The 19,960-nt window shown below is 72.2% G+C and carries 20 protein-coding genes and 2 riboswitches; of the genes, 15 read left to right on the top strand and 5 right to left on the bottom strand.

Translation table 11 applies throughout. From position 1 onward, the window contains the following. Positions 1–129: 129 nt before the first annotated feature. A complete protein-coding gene (locus ACILSK_RS09255) occupies positions 130–411 on the bottom strand; it encodes an Lrp/AsnC ligand binding domain-containing protein (RefSeq protein WP_395726859.1) in 282 nt (93 codons plus the stop codon). A gap of 9 nt (positions 412–420) precedes the next feature. Then, the gene (locus tag ACILSK_RS09250; RefSeq protein WP_395726858.1) at positions 421–2,226 is read right to left on the bottom strand and encodes a DEDD exonuclease domain-containing protein; all 1,806 of its coding nucleotides are present in this window, start codon (positions 2,224–2,226) and stop codon (positions 421–423) included. Positions 2,227–2,309: 83 nt separating this feature from the next. Between ACILSK_RS09250 and ACILSK_RS09245 the strand changes: the two genes are divergently transcribed. The 11 genes from ACILSK_RS09245 to ACILSK_RS09195 all read left to right on the top strand — a co-directional run bounded on the left by ACILSK_RS09245 (position 2,310) and on the right by ACILSK_RS09195 (position 14,171). Next, positions 2,310–3,653, top strand: coding sequence for an NYN domain-containing protein (locus ACILSK_RS09245; protein WP_395726857.1), 1,344 nt, complete (start codon positions 2,310–2,312; stop codon positions 3,651–3,653). 150 nt (positions 3,654–3,803) lie between these two features. Continuing rightward, positions 3,804–4,088 carry a hypothetical protein gene (locus tag ACILSK_RS09240; RefSeq protein WP_395726856.1) on the top strand — a complete coding sequence of 95 codons (285 nt, stop codon included), beginning with the start codon at positions 3,804–3,806 and terminating at the stop codon, positions 4,086–4,088. An 82-nt stretch (positions 4,089–4,170) separates the two neighbouring features. Then, the gene (locus tag ACILSK_RS09235) at positions 4,171–5,007 is read left to right on the top strand and encodes an SAM-dependent methyltransferase (protein WP_395726855.1); all 837 of its coding nucleotides are present in this window, start codon (positions 4,171–4,173) and stop codon (positions 5,005–5,007) included. Positions 5,008–5,541: 534 nt separating this feature from the next. Continuing rightward, positions 5,542–5,731: riboswitch (cyclic di-AMP (ydaO/yuaA leader) on the top strand. Positions 5,732–5,739: 8 nt separating this feature from the next. After that, positions 5,740–6,954, top strand: a complete 1,215-nt coding sequence (locus tag ACILSK_RS09230) for a C40 family peptidase (protein WP_395726854.1) — start codon at positions 5,740–5,742, stop codon at positions 6,952–6,954. Positions 6,955–7,099: 145 nt separating this feature from the next. Continuing rightward, a complete protein-coding gene (locus ACILSK_RS09225; protein WP_395726909.1) occupies positions 7,100–8,224 on the top strand; it encodes a glycosyltransferase family 4 protein in 1,125 nt (374 codons plus the stop codon). A gap of 232 nt (positions 8,225–8,456) precedes the next feature. Further along, positions 8,457–8,630: riboswitch (cyclic di-AMP (ydaO/yuaA leader) on the top strand. A gap of 12 nt (positions 8,631–8,642) precedes the next feature. Next, positions 8,643–10,016, top strand: coding sequence for a C40 family peptidase (locus ACILSK_RS09220; protein ID WP_395726853.1), 1,374 nt, complete (start codon positions 8,643–8,645; stop codon positions 10,014–10,016). 30 nt (positions 10,017–10,046) lie between these two features. Then, entirely contained in the window at positions 10,047–10,868 is an 822-nt protein-coding gene (locus ACILSK_RS09215) for a metallophosphoesterase (protein WP_395726852.1), read from the top strand. A gap of 79 nt (positions 10,869–10,947) precedes the next feature. Beyond that, positions 10,948–11,385 carry an SRPBCC family protein gene (locus ACILSK_RS09210; protein WP_395726851.1) on the top strand — a complete coding sequence of 146 codons (438 nt, stop codon included), beginning with the start codon at positions 10,948–10,950 and terminating at the stop codon, positions 11,383–11,385. Further along, complete coding sequence (locus tag ACILSK_RS09205; protein ID WP_395726850.1) at positions 11,382–12,647, top strand: ArsA family ATPase; 1,266 nt, start codon at positions 11,382–11,384, stop codon at positions 12,645–12,647. The genes ACILSK_RS09210 and ACILSK_RS09205 overlap by 4 nt, the downstream gene beginning before the upstream one ends. Beyond that, the gene (locus tag ACILSK_RS09200; RefSeq protein ID WP_395726849.1) at positions 12,644–13,165 is read left to right on the top strand and encodes a hypothetical protein; all 522 of its coding nucleotides are present in this window, start codon (positions 12,644–12,646) and stop codon (positions 13,163–13,165) included. Before ACILSK_RS09205 ends, ACILSK_RS09200 begins: the two co-directional genes overlap by 4 nt. A gap of 58 nt (positions 13,166–13,223) precedes the next feature. Then, a complete protein-coding gene (locus ACILSK_RS09195) occupies positions 13,224–14,171 on the top strand; it encodes an ROK family protein (RefSeq protein WP_395726848.1) in 948 nt (315 codons plus the stop codon). Positions 14,172–14,237: 66 nt separating this feature from the next. On the opposite strand, the gene ACILSK_RS09190 is transcribed toward ACILSK_RS09195, so the two are convergent. Then, positions 14,238–14,882, bottom strand: a complete 645-nt coding sequence (locus tag ACILSK_RS09190; protein WP_395726847.1) for a DUF308 domain-containing protein — start codon at positions 14,880–14,882, stop codon at positions 14,238–14,240. Further along, complete coding sequence (locus tag ACILSK_RS09185) at positions 14,879–15,646, bottom strand: alpha/beta hydrolase (RefSeq protein WP_395726846.1); 768 nt, start codon at positions 15,644–15,646, stop codon at positions 14,879–14,881. The genes ACILSK_RS09190 and ACILSK_RS09185 overlap by 4 nt, the downstream gene beginning before the upstream one ends. 228 nt (positions 15,647–15,874) lie before the next feature. Here ACILSK_RS09185 and ACILSK_RS09180 point away from each other — a divergent pair, with 228 nt between their 5' ends. The 4 genes from ACILSK_RS09180 to ACILSK_RS09165 all read left to right on the top strand — a co-directional run bounded on the left by ACILSK_RS09180 (position 15,875) and on the right by ACILSK_RS09165 (position 19,293). After that, positions 15,875–16,648, top strand: coding sequence for a lysophospholipid acyltransferase family protein (locus tag ACILSK_RS09180; RefSeq protein ID WP_395726845.1), 774 nt, complete (start codon positions 15,875–15,877; stop codon positions 16,646–16,648). A gap of 7 nt (positions 16,649–16,655) precedes the next feature. Further along, positions 16,656–17,186, top strand: coding sequence for a polyadenylate-specific 3'-exoribonuclease AS (locus ACILSK_RS09175; protein WP_395726844.1), 531 nt, complete (start codon positions 16,656–16,658; stop codon positions 17,184–17,186). 170 nt (positions 17,187–17,356) lie between these two features. Next, entirely contained in the window at positions 17,357–17,632 is a 276-nt protein-coding gene (locus tag ACILSK_RS09170; protein WP_395726843.1) for a hypothetical protein, read from the top strand. A gap of 272 nt (positions 17,633–17,904) precedes the next feature. Continuing rightward, on the top strand, positions 17,905–19,293 hold the full coding sequence (locus tag ACILSK_RS09165) for a class II 3-deoxy-7-phosphoheptulonate synthase (protein ID WP_395726842.1): 1,389 nt from the start codon (positions 17,905–17,907) through the stop codon (positions 19,291–19,293). A gap of 24 nt (positions 19,294–19,317) precedes the next feature. Here the strand turns inward: ACILSK_RS09165 and ACILSK_RS09160 are convergent, their stop codons facing one another. Then, positions 19,318–19,953 carry a GNAT family N-acetyltransferase gene (locus tag ACILSK_RS09160; RefSeq protein ID WP_395726841.1) on the bottom strand — a complete coding sequence of 212 codons (636 nt, stop codon included), beginning with the start codon at positions 19,951–19,953 and terminating at the stop codon, positions 19,318–19,320. Between the last annotated feature and the right edge of the window lie 7 nt (positions 19,954–19,960).

The raw sequence follows: 19,960 nt of genomic DNA, 5'->3' as shown, positions 1-19,960 counted from the left end.
AGGACGGCTGTAGGCGGCTTGGATCAGGCTTGCGTACTGCTCGCCGCAGGGGCTTGACCCGGCTCCGCCCGGACTGCCGGCCCGGGGCGCCGCTCGCCGCAGTGGCTCGACCGGGCTCCGCCCGGGCAGTTAGGCCTGCATGCCGATCGAGAAGGCGTCGTCGGCGTCCCGGCTCGAGTACTCGCGGAACGCGATGTGGGTGATGGTGCGCAGCACTCCCGGCACCTTGGAGATGTGGCCGGGCACGAGTTCGGCGATTGCCTCGTGGGACACCGCCCGGACCACGGCCACCACGTCCACGTCGCCGGCGCACGAATACACCTGATCCACGCCCGGCAGGTCGGCGATCTCCTGCGCCGCCTCCGGGATCCGGTCCGCCTCGATGTCGATGAGCACGATCGCCGTCACCATGCCGCGATGCTATGACGCCGGCGTCCGCGCCGCCGGTGCCGGTCGGGTGCTGCGGGCAATGTCGGCCGTGCGCATGAACGGACGCCAGCGTCCCGCCGCGGCCGCCGGGCTGGACCATGGCGCGGTGCTGCGGACCAGGCGGCTGCCCGGACGTTCGATCCAGCGCAGCAATGTGCCGGTCTCCTCCGCCGATGCCGCGAACAACGGCCCGGCGCCGGGCAGCACCGTCTCCGCCGAGGCGATCATCGCCTCCACCACCGGCATCGGGTCGACACCCCGGCGGGCGTGCGCGGCCGCCGCGAACCGACCGTGCCGGACGACGGTCAACTCCCAGCCACCCCGCTCGTCCGGACGCGCCACCACCATCTCGCGGATCGCGCCCAGCCCACCCAGCCGCTGGCGCCGATCGGCGGCCGCGGCCAGCGCGGACAGCCGGTCCCGGGCCACCGCGGCCTGATCGAACCGGCCGTCCGCGGACAGCCCGAGCAGACGCTCCCGCAGGCAGCCCAGCACCTCGTCGGACCGTCCGTCCACCAGTGCCGCGATCCGATCGACGATGGACGCGTAGGCGACCTCGTCCTGGTGCCCGGCGCAGGGCGCGCCGCACCGGCCGAGCTCGGCCAGCACGCAGGGCGTGCCGTCGGGGGAGCGGCGGCGGATCCGGGAGGTGCACTGCCGGATGGCCACCACCTCCTGCAGCGCCTCGACCGCCACCTGGGCGGCGACCCGGTTGCTGAACGGGCCGAGGCAGGCCGCGGTCAGCCGCGGCGGGCTCCGCACGATCGACAGCCGCGGAAACGGCTCGTCGGTCAGCGCCACCCAACACACCCCGCCGGGGCGGCGCGACCGCCGGTTGTAGGGCGGCTGGTGCGCGGCGATCAGCCGCTGCTCCCGGATGTGCGCCTCCAGGGCGTGCGCACACTCGACATGATCGACCCGGACGGCCAGCCCGACCATCTGCTTGATCCGGGACCGTTGCTCCGACGCGGTGAAGTACGAACGCACCCGCTGGCGCAGGTTGCGGGACGTCCCGACGTACAGCACCTCCTCCCGCGGCCCGCGGAACAGGTAGACCCCTGGTGCGGCCGGCAGCCGATCCGCCAGCCCGCGCTTGCGCCGCCGGTGCGGCGCCACGTCCCGGGTGGCGTCGTGCAACTCGGACAGGCTGTGCACGCCGAGCGAGCCGAGCCGCTCGAACAATGCGTGCAGCACGTCCACCGTGGCCCGGGCGTCGTGCAGCGCCCGGTGGTCCGGCCGGGTCCGGGCACCGAGCAGCTGGGCGAGCGCGGACAGCCGGACGCTCGGCGCCTCCGCACGGGGCAACACCGTCCGGGCCAGCCGCACCGTGTCCACCACCGCCGGCCCCGGCCAGGGCACCTGCTCGCGGGCGCACGCCGCTCGCAGGAACCCGACGTCGAACCGCGCATTGTGCGCGACCAGCACCGAGCCGCGGATGAACTCGAGGAACATCGGCAGCACACCCTGGATCCGCGGTGCGTCGAACACCATGGTGTCGGTGATCCCGGTCAGCATCGTGATTTGCGGCGGAATGCTCCGGCCCGGATCCACCAGGGTGGCGAACTCGCCGAGGACCTGCCCGCCGCGCACCTTCACCGCACCGATCTCGGTGATCGCGTCCGTGGCCGCGGAGCCACCCGTCGTCTCCAGGTCGACCACCACGAACGTCACCTCGCGCAGCGGCTCACCCAGCTCGTCGAAGCTGCGCTGGCCACCGGTGGCCGGCGTCACCACCGGATCCGGGCCGGGCGCCGGACCCGGCTCGGTGACGACCGTTTCGTCGAGGAACAGCGGCATGCGCCGACCGTAGAACGTAGGTACGACAGTCGGGCCGAACGACTCGCGCCGGCGCCCGCCGACGGTGGTGTCAGGATGGCGGGATGACCTCCGTCGGGGACGAGCTCCCGCACCCCGACGCACCGTCGATGGCCGTCGAACCGGATCACCCCGAGGGTGCAGTCGATGCGTTGCCGCCGCTCGCCGATCTGCCGGCGGCGGTCCGGGCCCGGGTCGTCACCTGGGCCGCGGACGTCGTCGGCCGGGCCCCGACCCGTGACCTGTCCGCCTCCCTGCAGAAGGTGGCGCGGTTCGCACCGGCGAAACGGGCGCTGCGGGCCGGGGCGGTGCTGGCCGACGCCGTGCAGCACGACGAGGTGTTCCGGGCGATGGTCGCCGAGCACGCCGCCCGGCAGCCGGCGGACGCGACCGACCCGTCGACGGTGGCGGCCCGAGCCCTGCTGCTCCGCGCGCCGGACGCGCCGGAGCTGCTGACCCGGGCGGTCGCCGGGCAGGAACACGCCGATGCCCGGGCCCGGGTCGGCGAACTCGAACACGAGGTGCGGGTGCTGACCGCCCGGCTGACCCGCGCCGAACGGCACCTCGCCGCGCAGGCCGCGGCCCCGCCCGTCGAATCCGGTGCGGAGGCGGAACGGCTCAAGAAGCGGTTGCGCGAGCAGGGCACCCGGCTCCGCGAGGTGCAGGACCAGCTGGCCGAGCAGCGGGCGCAGGCGCAGACCCGGCAGCAGGCACTGACCGAGGAGTTGGATCGCGTCCGGGCTCAGGCCCAGGCATGGCGCGAGCAGGCCGAGGCCGCCGCCGGCCGGGCCGACGCGGCCGCCGAGAGCGTGCGGAAGCTGCGGGAGACCTCCGACGGGCGGCGCGCCGCCGACGACCGGCGGCTCGACCTGCTGTTGCAGGTGATCGAATCGGCGGCGTCCGGTCTACGCCGCGAGTGGGATCTGATCGGCGGCGGCCCGGCGCCGGCCGAGGTGGTGGCATCCGGGATGGCGGAGCCGGCGACGGATCGGCGCACCGGCGATTCCGTCCGGGTGGCGGCCTGGGTGGGCCTGCCGGGCACCCACCTCATCGTCGACGGGTACAACGTGTCCAAGACCGGGTTCGCCGAACTGTCGCTGGCCGACCAGCGGGATCGACTCGTCCGCCAGCTCTCGGTGCTCGGCGCGCGCACGTCCGCCGAGGTCACCGTGGTGTTCGACGGGGCCGCGGTCACCACCACCCGGCCGTTCGCGAGGGGAGTGCGGGTGCTGTTCTCGGCCCCGGGGATTCAGGCCGACGATGTCATCGCCGATCTGGTCCGCGCCGAACCGACCGGTCGGCCGGTGGTGGTGATCAGCTCGGACCGGCGGGTCGCCGACCACGCGGTGCGGACCGGTGCGCGGGCCGCACCCTCGTCGGTGTTCCTGGCCCTGCTCGGCGGCGGATGAGCGGGCCCGACCGCGACCCCGGACGGCCTGCTCTGCCGGAAGGACGACGCGGATCGCTTCTTCGGCCGCACCCGGGTGTGGACCGACGGACAGTGGCGGTTGTCGGTGGTCGGGCACGGCCCCGTGGTTGGGTTCGCGCACCTCGAGCCGGTGCGGCACACTCCGTACGTCACCGACCTCGACGGGGCCGAGGCGAGCACGTTCGGGTCGGTGCTGGCGATGGTGACGAGCGCGCTCCGGTCGGCGCTGGGGGCGGACCTGGTCTACGCGTCCGTGTTCGGCGAGCGGGTCGGCCACTTCCACGTGAACCTCGCGCCGCACCGGGCGGGCGACGCGCTGGCCGGCGGCCCGGCAATGATCGTCCCCGGTGCCTCCGATGCTCCGGCGGCCGATCATCGGGCCGCCGTCGCCGGAGTCCGGGACCGGCTGCGCTGACCGGGTTGACCGGGTCGGCCGAAGTCGCTGCGGCCGTCCAATTCGGTTGAACGACGGCGACTCGCATCACAAGATCGTGCCCATGGTCGGTGACGCAGCACCCGAATTCGACGGCGGCGGTTTCCCGCGCAGCGCCCGCTACCACCCGGACTGGGTCGCGGCGACGGTGAGCGGTGGCGCCAACTCGCTGTGGCTGACCGAATGGTTGACGGCGGACATGGACCTCCGGCCGGGACTGCGAGTGCTGGATCTGGGCAGCGGGCGGGGCGCCTCGTCGGTGTTCCTGCACCGTGAGTTCGGCGTGCAGGTGTGGTCGGTGGATCTGTGGTTCGGCGTGGACGAGCGTGCGCGGCGGATTCGGGACGCCGGGGCGGCCGAGGCGGTGTTCCCGCTGCACGCGGACGCGCGGTCGTTGCCGTTCGCCGAGGGCTTCTTCGATGCGGTGATCAGCATCGACTCGTTCGTCTACTACGGCACGGACGACCTGTATCTGAACTACCTGGCCCGATTCGTCCGCCCGGACGGGCTCATCGGGATCGCCGGGGCAGGACTGGTCCGGGAGGTCGAGGACGTCCCGGAACAGCTGCGCGGGTGGTGGGAGCCGAGCCTGGCCTGCCTGCACTCGGCCGCCTGGTGGCGCCGGCACTGGACCCGCAGCGGGCTGGTCCGGGTGGATCTCGCCGACACCATGCCCGATGGCTGGCGCCGTTGGCTCGACTGGCAGCAAATCGTCGCGCCGGACAACCGGGCCGAGATCGCTGCGCTGACCGCCGACGCGGGCCGCACCCTGGGCTACGTGCGGGCGATCGCCCGGCGAACCGGCATGCCGGACGAGCCCATCGAGTCGGTGCCGACCGAGTACGCGGCCCACCCGCTCCTGCGTGGCACCGATCCGCCTCCGCTATCCGCTCAGGATTGACGAATCCCGACTGTCGGAGGCTGCCGTTACCGTCCGCACCGAACACCCGAGGTCGCCGGAACGGCCGGCCCCCGATGGGAACGGAGCGCGTCATGCACATCGATTGCGATCACTGTGCGGTGAAGGGACCGGCCTGCAGCGGATGTGTCGTCACCGTCCTGCTGGGGTCCACTCCGGAGGGTATCGAGTGGGACGAGGCCGAACGGTCGGCGATCGGCGTCTTGGCTGAATCGGGCCTGGTCCCGCCGTTGCGGCTGGTGCCCGTACGCGGGTCGGGGGATCGTGCGGCGGGGTGACGAGCGCGTGTCCAGCAGGCTGCGCCGATCACCGGGTGTGACAGTGGTCTCATTTCGATCACAACCCCCTCCGATGCCGGAGGACGTGCCATCAGTGCAGGTCAGGCAGGTGTGAGCGGGCGTTCACCGGCGTGTTTGACGGGTGTTGTGCACAACTCTCCCATCTCGACTGGACTCTTTCGGGTCGGGTCTCGTAACCTGACCGAGACCTTCGGCCGTATCCACCAATCGGGTGGTCCCGTCGGTCCCGCCGAATCGGTGATCGCGCTCGCACGCGCGTGAGTCGAACCGGGGAACCAAGTTTTGTCTGGGGTGAATCCCCTGGTCGAACGCGCGTGGCGCAAGCCTGCCCGCATTCGGCGAGGGGTAGGGCTAACTTCCTGGCCCGAATCCGTCAGCTAACTCGGTAGGCGGCGAGGAGGAAGGTACGCCTGCTGTGGCGACCCTGCACGCCCGGCCACGGCCGGCCATGACCCACAAACTTCGTCGACGGACCCGTGGCGTCGCCATCGGTGCGATCGTGATGCTGTCCGCCAGCATGCTGTGGACCGGTTCGGCCATCGCCGATCCGAACGATCCGACCACGGCCGATCAGGCCCAGCAGGCCTACCTGGACAGCTCCCACCGAGCGGGTGCGCTGAACGAGGAGCTCCTGGTCGCCCAGGAGAAGGAATCCGCCGCGACCGCCGCCGCGGCCGCCGCCGGCGAGCAGGTGACCGCCTCGGCGTCGGCCGTCGAGTCGGCCAAGGCCCAGGAATCGCAGGCCGATGCGGCCGCCGCGAGCTACCAGGCGAAGGTCGACGCCTTCGCCAATGCCAGCTTCCGCGGGGCCCGCCTGGACAGCATGTCCGTCATCCTGACCGCGGGTTCGGCCGAGGACTTCCTCGACCAGATGAGCTCCCTGGACCGGGTGGCCGCCGATTCCCAGCAGACGCTGGACGAGGCCATCGCCGCCCGGGACACCGCGGCCCAGGCCAAGGCCCAGGCCGATGCGGCGGCTGCGGCCGCCGCGCAGGCCAAGGCCGATGCGGACGCCGCGGCGGCCAGCGCGCAGCAGGCGACCGCCGACGTCACCTCGCGCAAGTCCGATCTGGACGCCGAGGCCACCCGCTACAAGGCGCTCTACGACTCGCTGTCCCAGCAGGAGCGCGACACCGCCGAGGCGGCCCAGGTGCAGGCGAACACCACCGCCAATGCCGCCGCGGCCCCGGCCGAGGCCGCCAGCCGGTCCGAGACGCGCACCGACGTCGGCGCCGGGTCCAACTCGGCCGAGGCGGCGCCGAGCGCGCCCGCCGGCAGCGGCGCCGCCGCCGCCGCGGTGGCCGCCGCCCTGTCCAAGGTCGGTTCGCCCTATGTGTACGGCGCAGCCGGGCCGAACGCGTTCGACTGCTCGGGGCTGACCTCCTGGGCGTGGGCGCAGGCCGGCGTCAGCATTCCGCGGACGTCCGGCGGACAGGCCGGTCTGCCGTCGGTTCCGCTGAGCCAGCTTCAGCCCGGTGACCTGGTCACCTACTACTCGCCGGTTTCCCACGTGGCGATGTACATCGGCAACGGTCAGGTGGTGCACGCCTCGACCGAATCGCGTCCGGTCTACGTCACCACCGTCAGCGGGGCCGGCCCCAACGCGAGCGGTCACCGCGTCAGCGGCTGACGGTCGCCGACCGGTGCCCGGGCGAACCCGGGTGCCGGCCGACCGCCGGACGAGCTCGGCGGTGTCCCGGGCGGATAGGCTCGGCACCGGTCGAGCCGGCCACTGGTGAGTCGGCCGGAGCAGAAGGGTCGTGGGTGCACCGCTCGTGCAGCGAACGCTGTTGGTGACCAACGACTTTCCGCCGCGCGCCGGAGGTATTCAGTCCTACGTCCTGGCTCTGGCCCAGCGACTGCCGGCCGATTCCCTGGTCGTCTATGCCCCGTCCTGGCCAGGTGCGGCGGAATTCGATGCGCGCCAGCCCTTTCCGGTGTACCGGCACCCCGGCTCGCTGATGCTGCCGGGGACCGCGGTCCGCTCCCGGGCGGTCGAGCTGATCCGTGAGCATCGCATCGCGGCGGTCTGGTACGGGGCCGCCGCGCCGCTCGGCCTGCTCACCCCGGCCCTGCGGGGCGACGGAGTCGTCCGGTCGGTGGCGTGCACCCACGGGCACGAGGTGGGGTGGTCGATGCTGCCCGGAGCGCGGCGCGCGCTGCGCCGGATCGGCCAGGTCAACGACGTGCTGACGTTCGTCAGCCGCTACGCCCGGCGCCGCATCTCGAGCGCGCTCGGTCCGATGGCGGCCCTGGAATACCTCCCGCCCGGCGTGCTGACCCAGACTTACCGTCCCGATCCCGGCGCCCGCGCAGCCATCCGTCGGCGCTACGGGGTGGGCGATGCGCCGCTCGTGCTGTCGGTTTCCCGGCTGGTGGCCCGCAAGGGTCAGGACGCACTGATCCGCGCCGCCACGCGGATCCGGGAGGTGGCGCCCGACGCCCGCATGCTCCTCGTCGGCGACGGTGCGGACCGCGCGCGCCTGGCGGGGCTGATCGATCGGCTCGGTCTGGGCCGGGAGATCCAGCTGACCGGGGCCGTGCCGTGGGCCGAGTTGCCGGCCCACTACGCGGCCGCGGACGTCTTCGCCATGCCGTGCCGGACCCGCGGACTGGGCCTGGACGTCGAGGGCCTCGGACTGGTCTTCCTCGAGGCGGCCGCCAGCGGACTGCCGGTCGTGGCGGGCCGGTCCGGCGGGGCCCCCGAGACCGTGCAGGAGGGCCGGACCGGCACGGTCGTCGACGGTCGCGACGTGACCGCGGTGGCCACCGCGGTCGCCGATCTGCTCGTCGACCCGGTGCGCGCCGCGACCATGGGGGCGAACGGGCGCCGTTGGGTCAGCCGCGCGTGGAACTGGGACACCTCGGCGCAGCGGTTGGCCGCGCTGCTGTCCGGCTGAACGCCGGGTCCGGCTGAACGCCGAGCCGTCGGGCGGCCGAGCGACGCTCGTTCGAGTGATCGGTTCCCTCCAATATCGGTGACAACAGTCACAAAAAGTGTTCACTTCGTGGAAGCGACAACGTTATCGGGCCGAATTGAGAGGTTCGTCATGCCCGTTTGGGCTGCATCCGAACGTGTTTCTGTCGTAATCTATTCGTGACCTTGAGCAGCGGATGTCGCTCGGACACCCCTCCTGGTCACCGCCTAATCGATGCCTATGCATCGAACCGGGGACCCAGGTTCAGTCTGGGGTGAATCCCGGGCGTCGCAACGCACGCCGTTTGTGGTGTGGTCGCGATGCCGGGGTAGGGCTACTTCCTGGCCCGAACCCGTCAGCTAACTCGGTCGGCGGCAAGGATGAAGGGCTTGCCGTAACCGTGACGATCGATCGTGGAACCCTGCTGCGCTCCGCACCCTCGCGACGACCCAGTGCCGGTCCGCCCGGCCGCACCCGCACCCCCCGGCGGGCCCGGGTCTACCGGATGGCCGGGGGCGTCGTGCTCGCCGCCACCATGCTGTCCGCCGTGGCCGCGCTGCCCGCGTCCGCCGATCCCGGGGTCCGGTTGCCGGTCGTCGCCGATGTGCCGGTCCCGGCCGAGCAGCCCGCCCCCGCGGACCAGCCCGCTCCCGCCGAGGCTCCGGTGCCGGCCGTCGCCGTGCCGGCCACCGCCGAGGAGGCCAAGCAGGCCTGGCTCGATGCGGCCCGCCGGTCGGAGTCCTACAACGAGCAGGTGCTGACCGCGCAGGCCGCCGTGGACGCGGCCAAGGCGCAGTCGGACGCCGCCGCCGCCGAGGTGGCCGCCGCCGCCGATCGCACCTCCGCCGAGCAGCAGAAGGTCGCTGCCGCCGACGTCGTGGTCGCCCAGTTCCAGGCCAAGGTCGACGCGTTCGCCAACGCGAGCTTTCGCGGCGCCCGCACGGACGACCTGACGGTGCTGCTCACCGCGGGCAGCCCGGACGACTACCTGAGCCAGGCCGGGTCCCTGCGCCAGATCGCCACCGATCAGCAGCAGACCCTGTCCGGCGCGCTCGCCGCCCGACAGGCCGCCGCCGATGCGCGGGCGGCAGCCCAGGCGGCCGAGGGGCAGGCCCGGGTGGCCAAGCACGCGGCCGACCAGGCCACCGCCGATGCCCAGGCGGCCCGCGACGCGCTGGACACCGGCCAGTCGCAGCTGCAGGGCGAGATCGCGGTCTACCAGTTGGCCTTCGCCCAGCTCTCGACCTCCGACATCGATGCCGCCGTGGCGGCCCAGGAGGCGGCCAACCTGGACTCCGCCTCGGTCGCCCGGCAGGCCCAGCAGGCCGCCCAACGCGACCGGGCGGGTCTGGCCGACGATGCCGCGCCCGTCGGCGACACCGGGCCGGCGTTCGCCGCCTGGGCCGCCGCGCACGCGCCGAGCGCGCAGGCGGGCATCGCCGTGGAGGCGGCCCTGTCCCGGCAGGGTCTGCCTTACGTGTGGGGGGCCGTCGGCCCCGACACCTTCGACTGCTCCGGCCTGATGCTGTGGGCGTGGCAGCAGGCCGGGGTGGAGATCCCCCGGAACAGCGGCGCCCAGGCCGGCCTGCGGGACATCCCGCTGGACCAGCTGCAGCCCGGCGACCTGGTGACCTACTACTCCCCGGTCAGCCACGTCGGCATGTACGTCGGCGACGGAAAGGTACTGCACGCGTCCATGCCCGGCGTGCCGATCAAGGTCGTCCCGCTGGCCGCGGCCGGCCCCAGCCCGACCGGGCACGCGGTCAATCGCTGAGCCCTGGATCGCCGACCCTACAGTGATTCGGTGCGCCTGTCCTTCGTCTCCGATGTGCACGGCAACGTGGCCGGCCTCCGCGCGGCGGCCCGGCAGGCCGAGCAACTGGTCGTGCTCGGTGACCTGATCGACTACGTCGACTACCACGATCCGGCCGGGGGAATCCTCGGCCGGATCTTCGGTGCGACCCGGGTGCAGCCCTTCATCGACCTGCGGTTGGCCGGCGACTTCCCGCGCCTGCGGCAGCTGAACCACGACCTGTGGGACAGCATCCCCGATCCGCTGGGCACGCTGTCGGATGTGGTCGCCGCCCTCTACCGGGACGTGCTCGACGCGGTCGGACCGGGGGCGCTGCTGACCCTGGGCAACGTCGACGTCGCCGAACTGTGGACCGAGGTGGCCGGCGGTCAGTTGCCCTACCTGGACGGGCAGGTCGTCGAGATCGCCGGTCGACGGCTGGGTTTCGTCGCCGGTGGGGCCAGCAGCCGGCCCGGCGCGGTGGTCGGCGGACCCGCGCCGGTGTGGCGTCCGCTCATGCGGTCGCCCGCGGACTATCGGGCCGCGGTGGCCGCCCTGGGTCCGGTCGACATCCTCTGCTCGCACGTACCGCCGGCGATTCCGTTGCTGCGTTACGACGTCGTCCCGGGCCGGCTGGAGATGTGCGGGCCAGGCCTGGTCGAGGCGATCGACGAGTTCGGGCCCGAGCTGTCCGTGCACGGTCACGTGCATCAGCCCATTGCCCGCCGGCTGCGGCGGGGCCGGACCGAGTGCGTCAACGTGGGGCACTTCCAACGTTTCCCGACCCCCTTCGAGGTCGACCTGCGCGCGGGGTCGCCCCGCCGGACCTGGTGATCCGGTGGAGACCCGCACCACACCGTCCACCTGCGGCCACCTGCAGCCGAACGGCATCCGGCTCGGTAGCCTTCCTTGCATGGCCACTCCCTCTTCGCAGTCGATCACCATGACTGCCGAACCTGCGGCGATCATGGACGTGATCGCCGACTTCGCCGCCTATCCCGAGTGGGCGGGCGCGGTGAAGAGCGTCGACGTCACCGTTCCGGGGGAGGACGGTCGTGCCCAGCAGGTGAAATTCAGCATGGACGCCGGGTTGCTCAAGGACACCTACGAGCTGGCCTACCAGTGGGACGCCGACGGCCTGGGGGTGTCCTGGACGCTGGTCTCCGGTCAACTGCAGAAGTCCCAGCAGGGTTCCTACAAGCTCAGGACGACCCCCAAGGGCACCGAGGTGACGTACACCCTCGCGGTGGACCTGTCCGTGCCGATGATCGGGGTGCTGCGCCGCAAGGCCGAACGGGTCATCCTGGACACCGCGCTCAAGGAGCTGAAAAAGCGGGTCGAAGCCGGATGAGAATTGCCCTGCACACCGGCAAGGGCGGCGTCGGCAAGACCACCATTTCGGCGGCCACGGCCGTTGCCTGTGCCGTGGGGGGTGCCCGGACCCTGCTGGTGTCCACCGACCCGGCCCATTCGATCGGTGACGTGCTGGGCACCCGGGTGCATGGTGACCCGACCCCGGTGCCCGGGCTGCCCAACCTGTCGGCCGCCCAGGTGGACACCCGCGGTCGCTTCGAGCAGAGCTGGGGGCATATCCGCAGCTACCTGGTCGGAGTGCTGTCGGCCCGGGGCATGGCCGAGGTGCAGGCCGAGGAACTGGTCGTGCTGCCGGGCGCCGAGGAGATCGTGGCGCTGCTGGAGCTGCGCCGGCTGGCGTCGTCCGGCGAATTCGACGCGATCGTCGTGGACTGCGCGCCGACCGGAGAGACGCTCAGGTTGCTCGCCCTGCCGGAGACGATCGGCTTCTACGCCCAGCGACTGCTCGGCACGCCGCAACGGGTGCTGCGCACCATCGCGGCGTCGTTCACCGGCCTGCCCGGCGCGCCCAACGCCACCGTCCGGGACGCACTCGGCGAGCTGCTGTCCGAGCTGATGGCGGCCCGCGCGCTGCTGGCCGACCCGTCGGTCACCGGGGTCCGGCTGGTGCTCACTCCGGAACGGATGGTGGTCGCCGAGGCCCGTCGGCTGTTCACCGCGCTGTCGCTGCACGGTTTTGCCGTCGAGGCGGTCACGGTCAACCGCCTGTTGCCGCCCGGCGTCGGGGGCGACTTCCTGCGCCGGCAACGGGAGGGCCAGCGGGAGGCCATGACGCAGGTCGAGGAGTCGTTCCAGGGCCTGCCGATCCGTCGCGTGCTGACCAAGCCCGATGAGCCGATCGGCGTGACCCAGCTGGCCGACCTGGCCATCGACATGTTCGGTGACGTCCCCGGTTCGAGGGACCCGCTGGCCACCCTGGGCACCGGCCCGGGCGCCGCGGGCGCCGGCCCCGCGATGGAGGTCAGCGGCGCGGACGGCTGGTACCAGTTGTCGCTGCCGTTGCCGCTGGTCGACCGGGGCGACCTGGCCCTGTCCCGGTCGGGCACCGATCTGGTGGTGACCGTCGGCGATGTCCGTCGGCGCATCGCGCTGCCGTCCGTGCTGCAGCGCTGCACCACCGAGGGCGCGAGCTTCACCGGCGGCCGGCTGGTCATCGATTTCGCCGCCGATCCGGCCCTGTGGCCGGCCGGACCGGTCACCGGGGTGGCCGGCGCGGCAGCGCTGGCCGGTGCCGGGTGAGCCAGCAGGATTCGGGTCCGGACGAGAACCGGCCCGGTGCCGAAGCGGGGCCGCCGGCGGTCGGTCCGCTCGCGGTGGAGGCGGCGCTGCTGCTCGACGTCGTCGCCGATCGGCTGGCCGCCTTGAAGCCGGACCGGGCCGAAGCCGCGCCGGCATCGACCCCGTCGGATGCGGGGCTGCCGCCGAACGACCGGACCAGCGGTGAGCGGGCCGGATCGGCCGCGTCCGGCGGCCCGCCGGGTCCGGACGGCCGATGCCCGGAATGCGGCTCGGTGCCCGGAGCTTCGTGCACGGCCTGCCCGGTCTGCCGGTTGCTGGCGATGTTGCGCGGGGAACGGCCGGAGACCACGGCGAAACTGGTCGACGGCGCGCTGCTGATCGTGCGGGCACTGCGTTCGTTGATCCCGGAGGCGCCGGCCGCCCCGGAGGCAGCGGCTCCACGCGGGGCCGGCGATCCGCCGCCCCCGCCGCCGGCACCCGCCCGCCGGGGCGGATTCGAGCGGATCGACATCCAATGAGCGCCCGGCGACCGGGAGCTTTCGACTTCACTTCGAACCGACGGCCGGAGGGTGCTCGGTGACGACGACGATCGGGATCGACATCGGCGGCACCTCGGTGCGCGCGGCCGTCCTGGACGGCACGGCGATCCGCGGTACCTCCCTGCGGGACACCACCCCGCGCACGGAGCGGGAGACCGAGGACCTGCTGGTGAACCTGATCACCAAGCTGGCGGCCACCGAGCCGGTGTCCGCCGTGGGTCTCGCGGTCGCCGGGTTCGTCAGCGCCGACCGGCAGCGGGTGATGTTCGCGCCGCACCTCGCCTGGCGCGATGCTCCTGTCCCGCAACGGATCTCGGACCGAATCGGGGTTCCCGTGGTGATGGACCACGACGTGAACTCCGCGGCCTGGGCCGAGTACCGGCAGGGGGTGTCCGCCGGGGCGTCGATCGCCCTGCTCATCGCGTTGGGCACCGGGATCGGGGCCGGACTGGTGATCGACGGCCGGATCTATCGCGGTGCGCACGGGGTCGCTCCCGAGTTGGGTCATCTGACCGTGGTGCCGGACGGCCGACCCTGCCCGTGCGGCAAGCGGGGGTGCTGGGAGCGGTACTGCTCGGGCACGGCGTTGGCCCAGACCGCCCGCCTGCGAATGGCCGACCACGACGCCCCGGTGCTGCGCCGGCTGTCCAACGACGATCCGGCGGCGGTGACCGGCACGATGGTCGCGGTGGCGGCGACCGAGGGTGACCCGGTCGCGCTCAAGGCGATGGACGAGCTGGGCCACTGGCTGGCCGCCGGGCTCGCGCTGGTCACCGATGTGCTCGATCCCGAGGTCATCGTGATCGGTGGGGGAGTCTCGGCGGCGGCCGGGATGTTCCTGCCGTTGACCGTGTCCGAGTTCGCCCAGGCGATCACCGGCGCCGGACATCGACCGCTGCCCCGGGTCGAACTGGCCCGCTTCGGAGACCGGGCCGGCATCATCGGCGCGGGTCTGCTGGCCGCGGAGGCGGTCGGCGCGGCCTGACCCGAGGCCGGCCCGAACCGGACCACCAGGTCGATCCCGACCGACGCAGCCGGGCAGCGAGCCCGGTCAGACCACCGCGCCGTCGTCCCAGCCGTCGCCGTTGCCGTCGCTGCCGCTGCGGCGGCGCCAGATGCCGGTCACCAGGAGCACTGCGCCGCCGACGATCAGCAGCACGGCCAGCACCATCGCCAGATCGGGAGCCACGGCCAGGAGCCCCGGGCGGGCCAGCAGCAGGATGCCGCCCAGGATCATCAGCACCGAGCCCACCGTCCGGAGCTTCGGCCGGGGCAGCGGCGGCGGTTCGGGCGGGGTGAAGTGCTCCTGATCGGCGTCGTGCTCGGCCTGTTCCTGCTCTTCGCCGGCCTGGAAGGCGGCCAATTCGGCGGCGCGCTCCAGCCGGCGCAGTTCGCGGCGGCGGGCCCGGTCGGACGCTGTGTCGGGGGCCGGCTCGGGCTCGTCGAGATCGGGCGTGGCCGGCCGGACCGGATCGGTGACCGGCGCCGGTACGGTGCCCGACGGGTGCCGGCGGACGCTGTCGGTGATCATCCCGGACACGATGTCCGCGAACGCCGCGTCCACGTCGTCATCGCTGGGGTTGCTGCGCCAGGAGTGCCCGGCGGGGTCGTGACCGCTGGTCGGCCCGAGGGAGCCGGCCGGTCCGGCCGTCTCCGGCCGGTCGGGGCGGTCGTCGTCGCCGGGGGCCACAGTCACGGCAGGCTCGCGGTGACCTTCTCGATGAACTCGATCGACGAGGCGAAGATGAGTTCGGCGTCGTGGTCCATGGTCGCCACGTGGTAGCTACGGGTCAGCTCGATATCGGTGACGTCGGTCGAGCCGATCTCGGCCCGCACGATCTGCGCGTTCTCCGGCTCCACGATGTGATCGACGGTCGAATGCAGCAGCAGCACCGGTGCGGTGACCTTCGGCAGGTCGGCGCGGACCACCGGCCAGGCCTTGGACAGTGAATAGGCGGCCTTCGTCGGGATGTACCGGTAGCCGGGTTCGGTGACGTCCGGCTTGGCGATGTCGCCGATGATGCCCGGGTAGGCGGGCACGACCCGCCACAGCCAGGGCAGTAGCACCTTGGCGTCCCAGCGCGTCGTCATCACCGACGGGTTGACCAGCACGATCCCGTCCACCGCGGCCGGGTACAACTCGGCCAGCCGCAAGGTGAGGGTGCCACCCATCGACAACCCGCAGATCACCACCGCCCGGCAGCGGGCCCGCAGTTCCTGGAAGGCGCGGGTCACCTCGGCCAGCCAGTCGTCGAACGTCGTCCGGTTGGCGTCCGGCCACTTGGTGCCGTGACCGGGCAACAACGGCAGCCGCACGGTGTACCCGGCGTCGACCAGCCGGTCCGCCCAGTCCCGCATCGACCCCGGTGCGCCGGGAAATCCATGGCACAGCAGCACCCCGATGTCGGACCCGTCGTGCCGGAACGGCGCGAAGTCCCGGTCCGGGGTGCTGGGGGTCATTCGGGCTCCCGCAATAGGTATCGACAACGAAGCGAGCCGGCCGGAGGAGGTCGACCCGGCCGGGGTGGAGGCTGCCCTTCAATCATGCCTGCCGTTGGGCCCGATCCGCTTGGCCAGTCCACCCGCTCGGACTCGCCCCGTCGACGTCTCGGCACCGATTTGCCAGGCGGCGTACGGTTGTCCGCAGTCCGATTCCGGCTCGAATCCGCCATCGAGGGGCCTGCGCGCGTGGTCTACAAGCTCATGAAGTACGTGTTGCTGGGGCCCTGGCTCCGGCTCCTGTTTCCCTGCAAGGTGACCGGCGTCGAATACATCCCCGCCGAGGGTGGCGTGATCCTGGCCGGAAATCACATCTCGGTGGCCGATTCGTTCTTCACGCCGCTGTACATCAAGCGCCGGGTCACCTACCTGGCCAAGAGCGAGTACTTCACCGAGACGGGCGTCAAGGGCGCCTTGAAGAAGGCGTTCTTCAGCGGCATGGGCCAGGTCCCTGTCGACCGCAACGGTGCCAGCGCGGCCCGGGCGGCGCTGGACACCGGCATCCGGCTGCTCAAGGAGGGCCACATCCTGGGCATCTACCCGGAGGGCACGCGCTCACCGGACGCCAAGCTGTACAAGGGCAAGACCGGAGTCGCCCGGATGGCGCTCGAGGCCAACGTGCCGGTCGTCCCGGTCGTCATGATCGGCACCGACAAGGTCAACCCGATCGGCTCCAAGGTGTGGCGGCCCGGCCGGATCAAGATGATCGTCGGACGGCCGCTCGATTTTTCCCGGTACGAGGGAATGGCCGGTGATCGGTTCGTCGAGCGATCGATGACCGACGAGATCATGTACCGGCTGATGGAGCTGTCCGGACAGCAGTACGTGGACAAGTACGCCGCCAAGGTCAAGGAGGACCTTGCGGCGGGCAAAGCCGCCGGCGCCGCGGACAGTGCGGTGGCCCGGGTCGAGGGGCGTGGTCCGGGCACCGTCACCCGGCTGCCCGGCACCAAGGCCGGCTGAGCCGGACTTGGCTGTTCCGATCCGACCCGGGCCGGTCGCCCGCTACTTCTACGACTGCGAGTTCATCGAGGACGGCCGCACCATCGAGCTGATCTCGATCGGGGTGATCGCTCAGGACGGTCGCGAGTTCTACGCCGTCTCCTCCGAGTTCGACCCGGGCCGCGCGAGCGCGTGGGTGCGCGGGCACGTGCTGGACAAGCTGCCGTCACCGGCCGACCCGGCGTGGCGCTCCCGCACCGCCATCCGCGACGATCTTTACGCGTTCCTGATGGCGCCCGGCCGGCCGGTGGAGCTGTGGGCCTGGTTCGCCGCCTACGACCACGTCGTGCTGGCCCAGCTGTGGGGATCCATGCCCGACCTGCCGCGGGACGTGCCGCGGCTGACCCGGGAGATCCGCCAACACTGGGAGGCCGCCGGCTGTCCGCCGATCCCCGGACCCGGCACCGACCGGCACGACGCGCTGGCCGATGCACGGCTGGCCCACGCCCGCTGGCAGGTGGCGCAGGACGTGCTCACCGCCGGTCGCCGCGCTCGCTGAGCCTGAGCCGGCGGGCCGCGGCTCCGGGGCGATCCCCACGTGGTGCCACCGCCATCGTCGTGAGCATGTGGAGTGTTGCGTGGCTCACCACGCATTGATGCTTGACAAACTACGCAGTGCTTGGCAGACTAAGCACATCACGTTGATGCACACCACCTAAGGAGAACACCATGACCGATTACGTCGCCGAGGCCACCAAGGTTGCCGACGAGTACCTGGCCAACGTCGCCAAGCTGCAGGACCAGTTCGTCGAGGCCGTCGAGGCCTTCGTCAAGAGCCTGCCCGAGCTGCCGAAGCCGGCCGTCGAGCTGCCCGCCGTCGAGCTCCCGGTCGACCTGCCCAAGGCGCAGGACGTCACCGCGGCCGGCTTCGACTTCGCCGAGAAGGCGCTTGCCCAGTACCGCGTGACCACCGACAAGCTGGTCGCCCTGGTGCCGGCGGTCTGACCGACCGCACCACGCACACGGCCGCTCCGCCCGGACACCCGGGCGGGGCGGCCGTTTGCGTACCCGGCCGATGAGGAGCGCCCTGAGCAATGCCCCTCCTGCGTCGCCGAATTGCTTCCCGGGCCCTCCTGCGGTGTTCATGGGCGGCCTCGCAGGCTCGGCCGACTCGGACCGCGCTGATCAATCAGGTTCCTGCGTCGCCAGATCGCCTCCGCCCGGTCCTCCTGCGTACATGGGCGGCCTCGCAGGCTCGGCCGACTAGGCTGTCCGGCGTGAACTGGACCATCGACATCCCGGCGGACATCTTGCCGAGCCTGCCGCCGCTGCCGCCCGAGCTGCGCAACCGGCTGGACGACGCCCTGGCCCGGCCCGCGGCCCAGCAGCCGGAGTGGCCGAATCCCGAACAGGTGCTGGCGGTGCGCGCCGTGCTCGAGGCGGTCCCGCCGGTCACGGTGCCGGGCGAGGTGGACAAGCTGCACGACCAGCTGGCCGCGGTCGCCCGCGGTGAGGCGTTCCTGCTGCAGGGCGGCGACTGCGCCGAGACCTATGTCGACAACACCGAACCGCACATCCGCGGCAACATCCGCACTTTGCTGCAGATGGCGGTGGTACTCACCTACGGCGCCTCGCTGCCGGTGGTCAAGGTCGCCCGCATCGCCGGCCAGTACGCCAAGCCCCGATCGTCGAACATCGACGCGCTGGGCCTGCCGTCCTACCGCGGCGACATCATCAACTCGCTGGCCACCACGCCGGAGGCGCGGGTGCCCGACCCGTCCCGGATGGTGCGCGCCTACGCGAACTCGTCCGCGGCGATGAACCTGGTTCGCGCGGTCACCGCGACGGGTATGGGTGACCTGGCCCGGGTGCACGAGTGGAACCAGGAGTTCGTGCTCACCTCGCGCGCCGGCGAGCGGTACGAGCGGGTGGCCGCGGAGATCGACCGGGCCATGCGGTTCATGTCGGCGTGCGGGGTGACCTCGCACTCGCTGCACCAGGTCGACATCTTCTCCTCGCACGAGGCACTGCTGCTCGACTACGAGCGGGCCATGCTGCGGCTGGACACCAGCCACGACGAGGCCCGGCTGTACGACCTGTCCGGGCACTTCCTGTGGGTGGGGGAGCGGACCCGGCAGCTCGACGGCGCGCACATCGCCTTCGCCCAATTGCTGTCCAACCCGATCGGCCTGAAGATCGGCCCGGGCACCACCCCGGAAATGGCCGTCGAGTACGTCGAACGGCTCGACCCGCGGAACCAGCCGGGACGGCTCACCCTGATCACCCGGATGAGCAACACCAAGATCCGGGACGTGCTGCCGCCGATCATCGAGAAGGTGGAGGCCTCCGGGCATCGGGTCATCTGGCAGTGCGACCCGATGCACGGGAACACCCACGAATCGCCGACCGGATACAAGACCCGGCACTTCGACCGGATCGTGGACGAGGTGCAGGGCTTCTTCGAGGTGCACAACGAGCTGGGCACCCACCCCGGGGGCATCCACGTGGAGCTGACCGGCGAGGACGTCACCGAGTGCCTCGGCGGTGCGCAGCAGATCTCGGACGCCGACCTGGCCGGGCGCTACGAGACCGCCTGCGACCCTCGGCTGAACACCCAGCAGTCCCTGGAGCTGGCCTTCCTGGTCGCGGAGATGCTGCGCGGCTGAGCGGACGTCGCGGACCGCGTTCGGTCAGGCCGGGCCGGGATACCTCGCCCCGTCCGGGCCGACCGGCGGTTCCTCGGTCGCATGGTCGCGCACGACGGCGGCGTTGAGCCGGGCCAGCACGTCCAGCGGGTGTTCGGCGTCGGGTCGCCACACACAGAACAGCCGGGCCAACGGATACTCCACGGTGCCGTACCAGGGGTCGTCCTGGCGACCCAGGTCGACCATGCCGATCCGCCGGCAGACGTTCGCCGACGACGTGTTGTGCGGCCACATGCCCGCCCACACCCGCGGCGCCGCGCCGTCCACGGCGACGCCGAGAACGGCGGCCGCGGCCTCGGTCGCCCAGCCGTGACCGCGCGCATCCGGGTGCAGGAACCAACCGACGTGCGGGTCACCCGGTTGCCCGAGCAGCGGCTTGAATCGCTCGATCATGATCGTGCCGACCGGAACCCCGGTGGCCAGCGGCACGACGGCCCGCCGGATCGGAATGTCCGTGGTGGCGGCATTGCCGGCGATGAAGTCGGCGACGTCGTCCGCGGTCCACGGGTCCGGATTGCCCAGCCAGGCGGTGACCTCCCGGCGACCGACGATGTCCAGCAGCCGGTCGGCCTCGTCGGGCCGCCAGGGGCGGATCTGGGTGCGGTCGGTGGACAGTTCCATGCGATCA

This window comes from Nakamurella sp. (genome assembly GCF_044224575.1).
Taxonomy (GTDB): Bacteria; Actinomycetota; Actinomycetes; order Mycobacteriales; family Nakamurellaceae; genus Nakamurella.
Note: the sequence above shows the minus strand (reverse complement) of the source record. Positions and strands in the feature narration are given on the sequence as shown.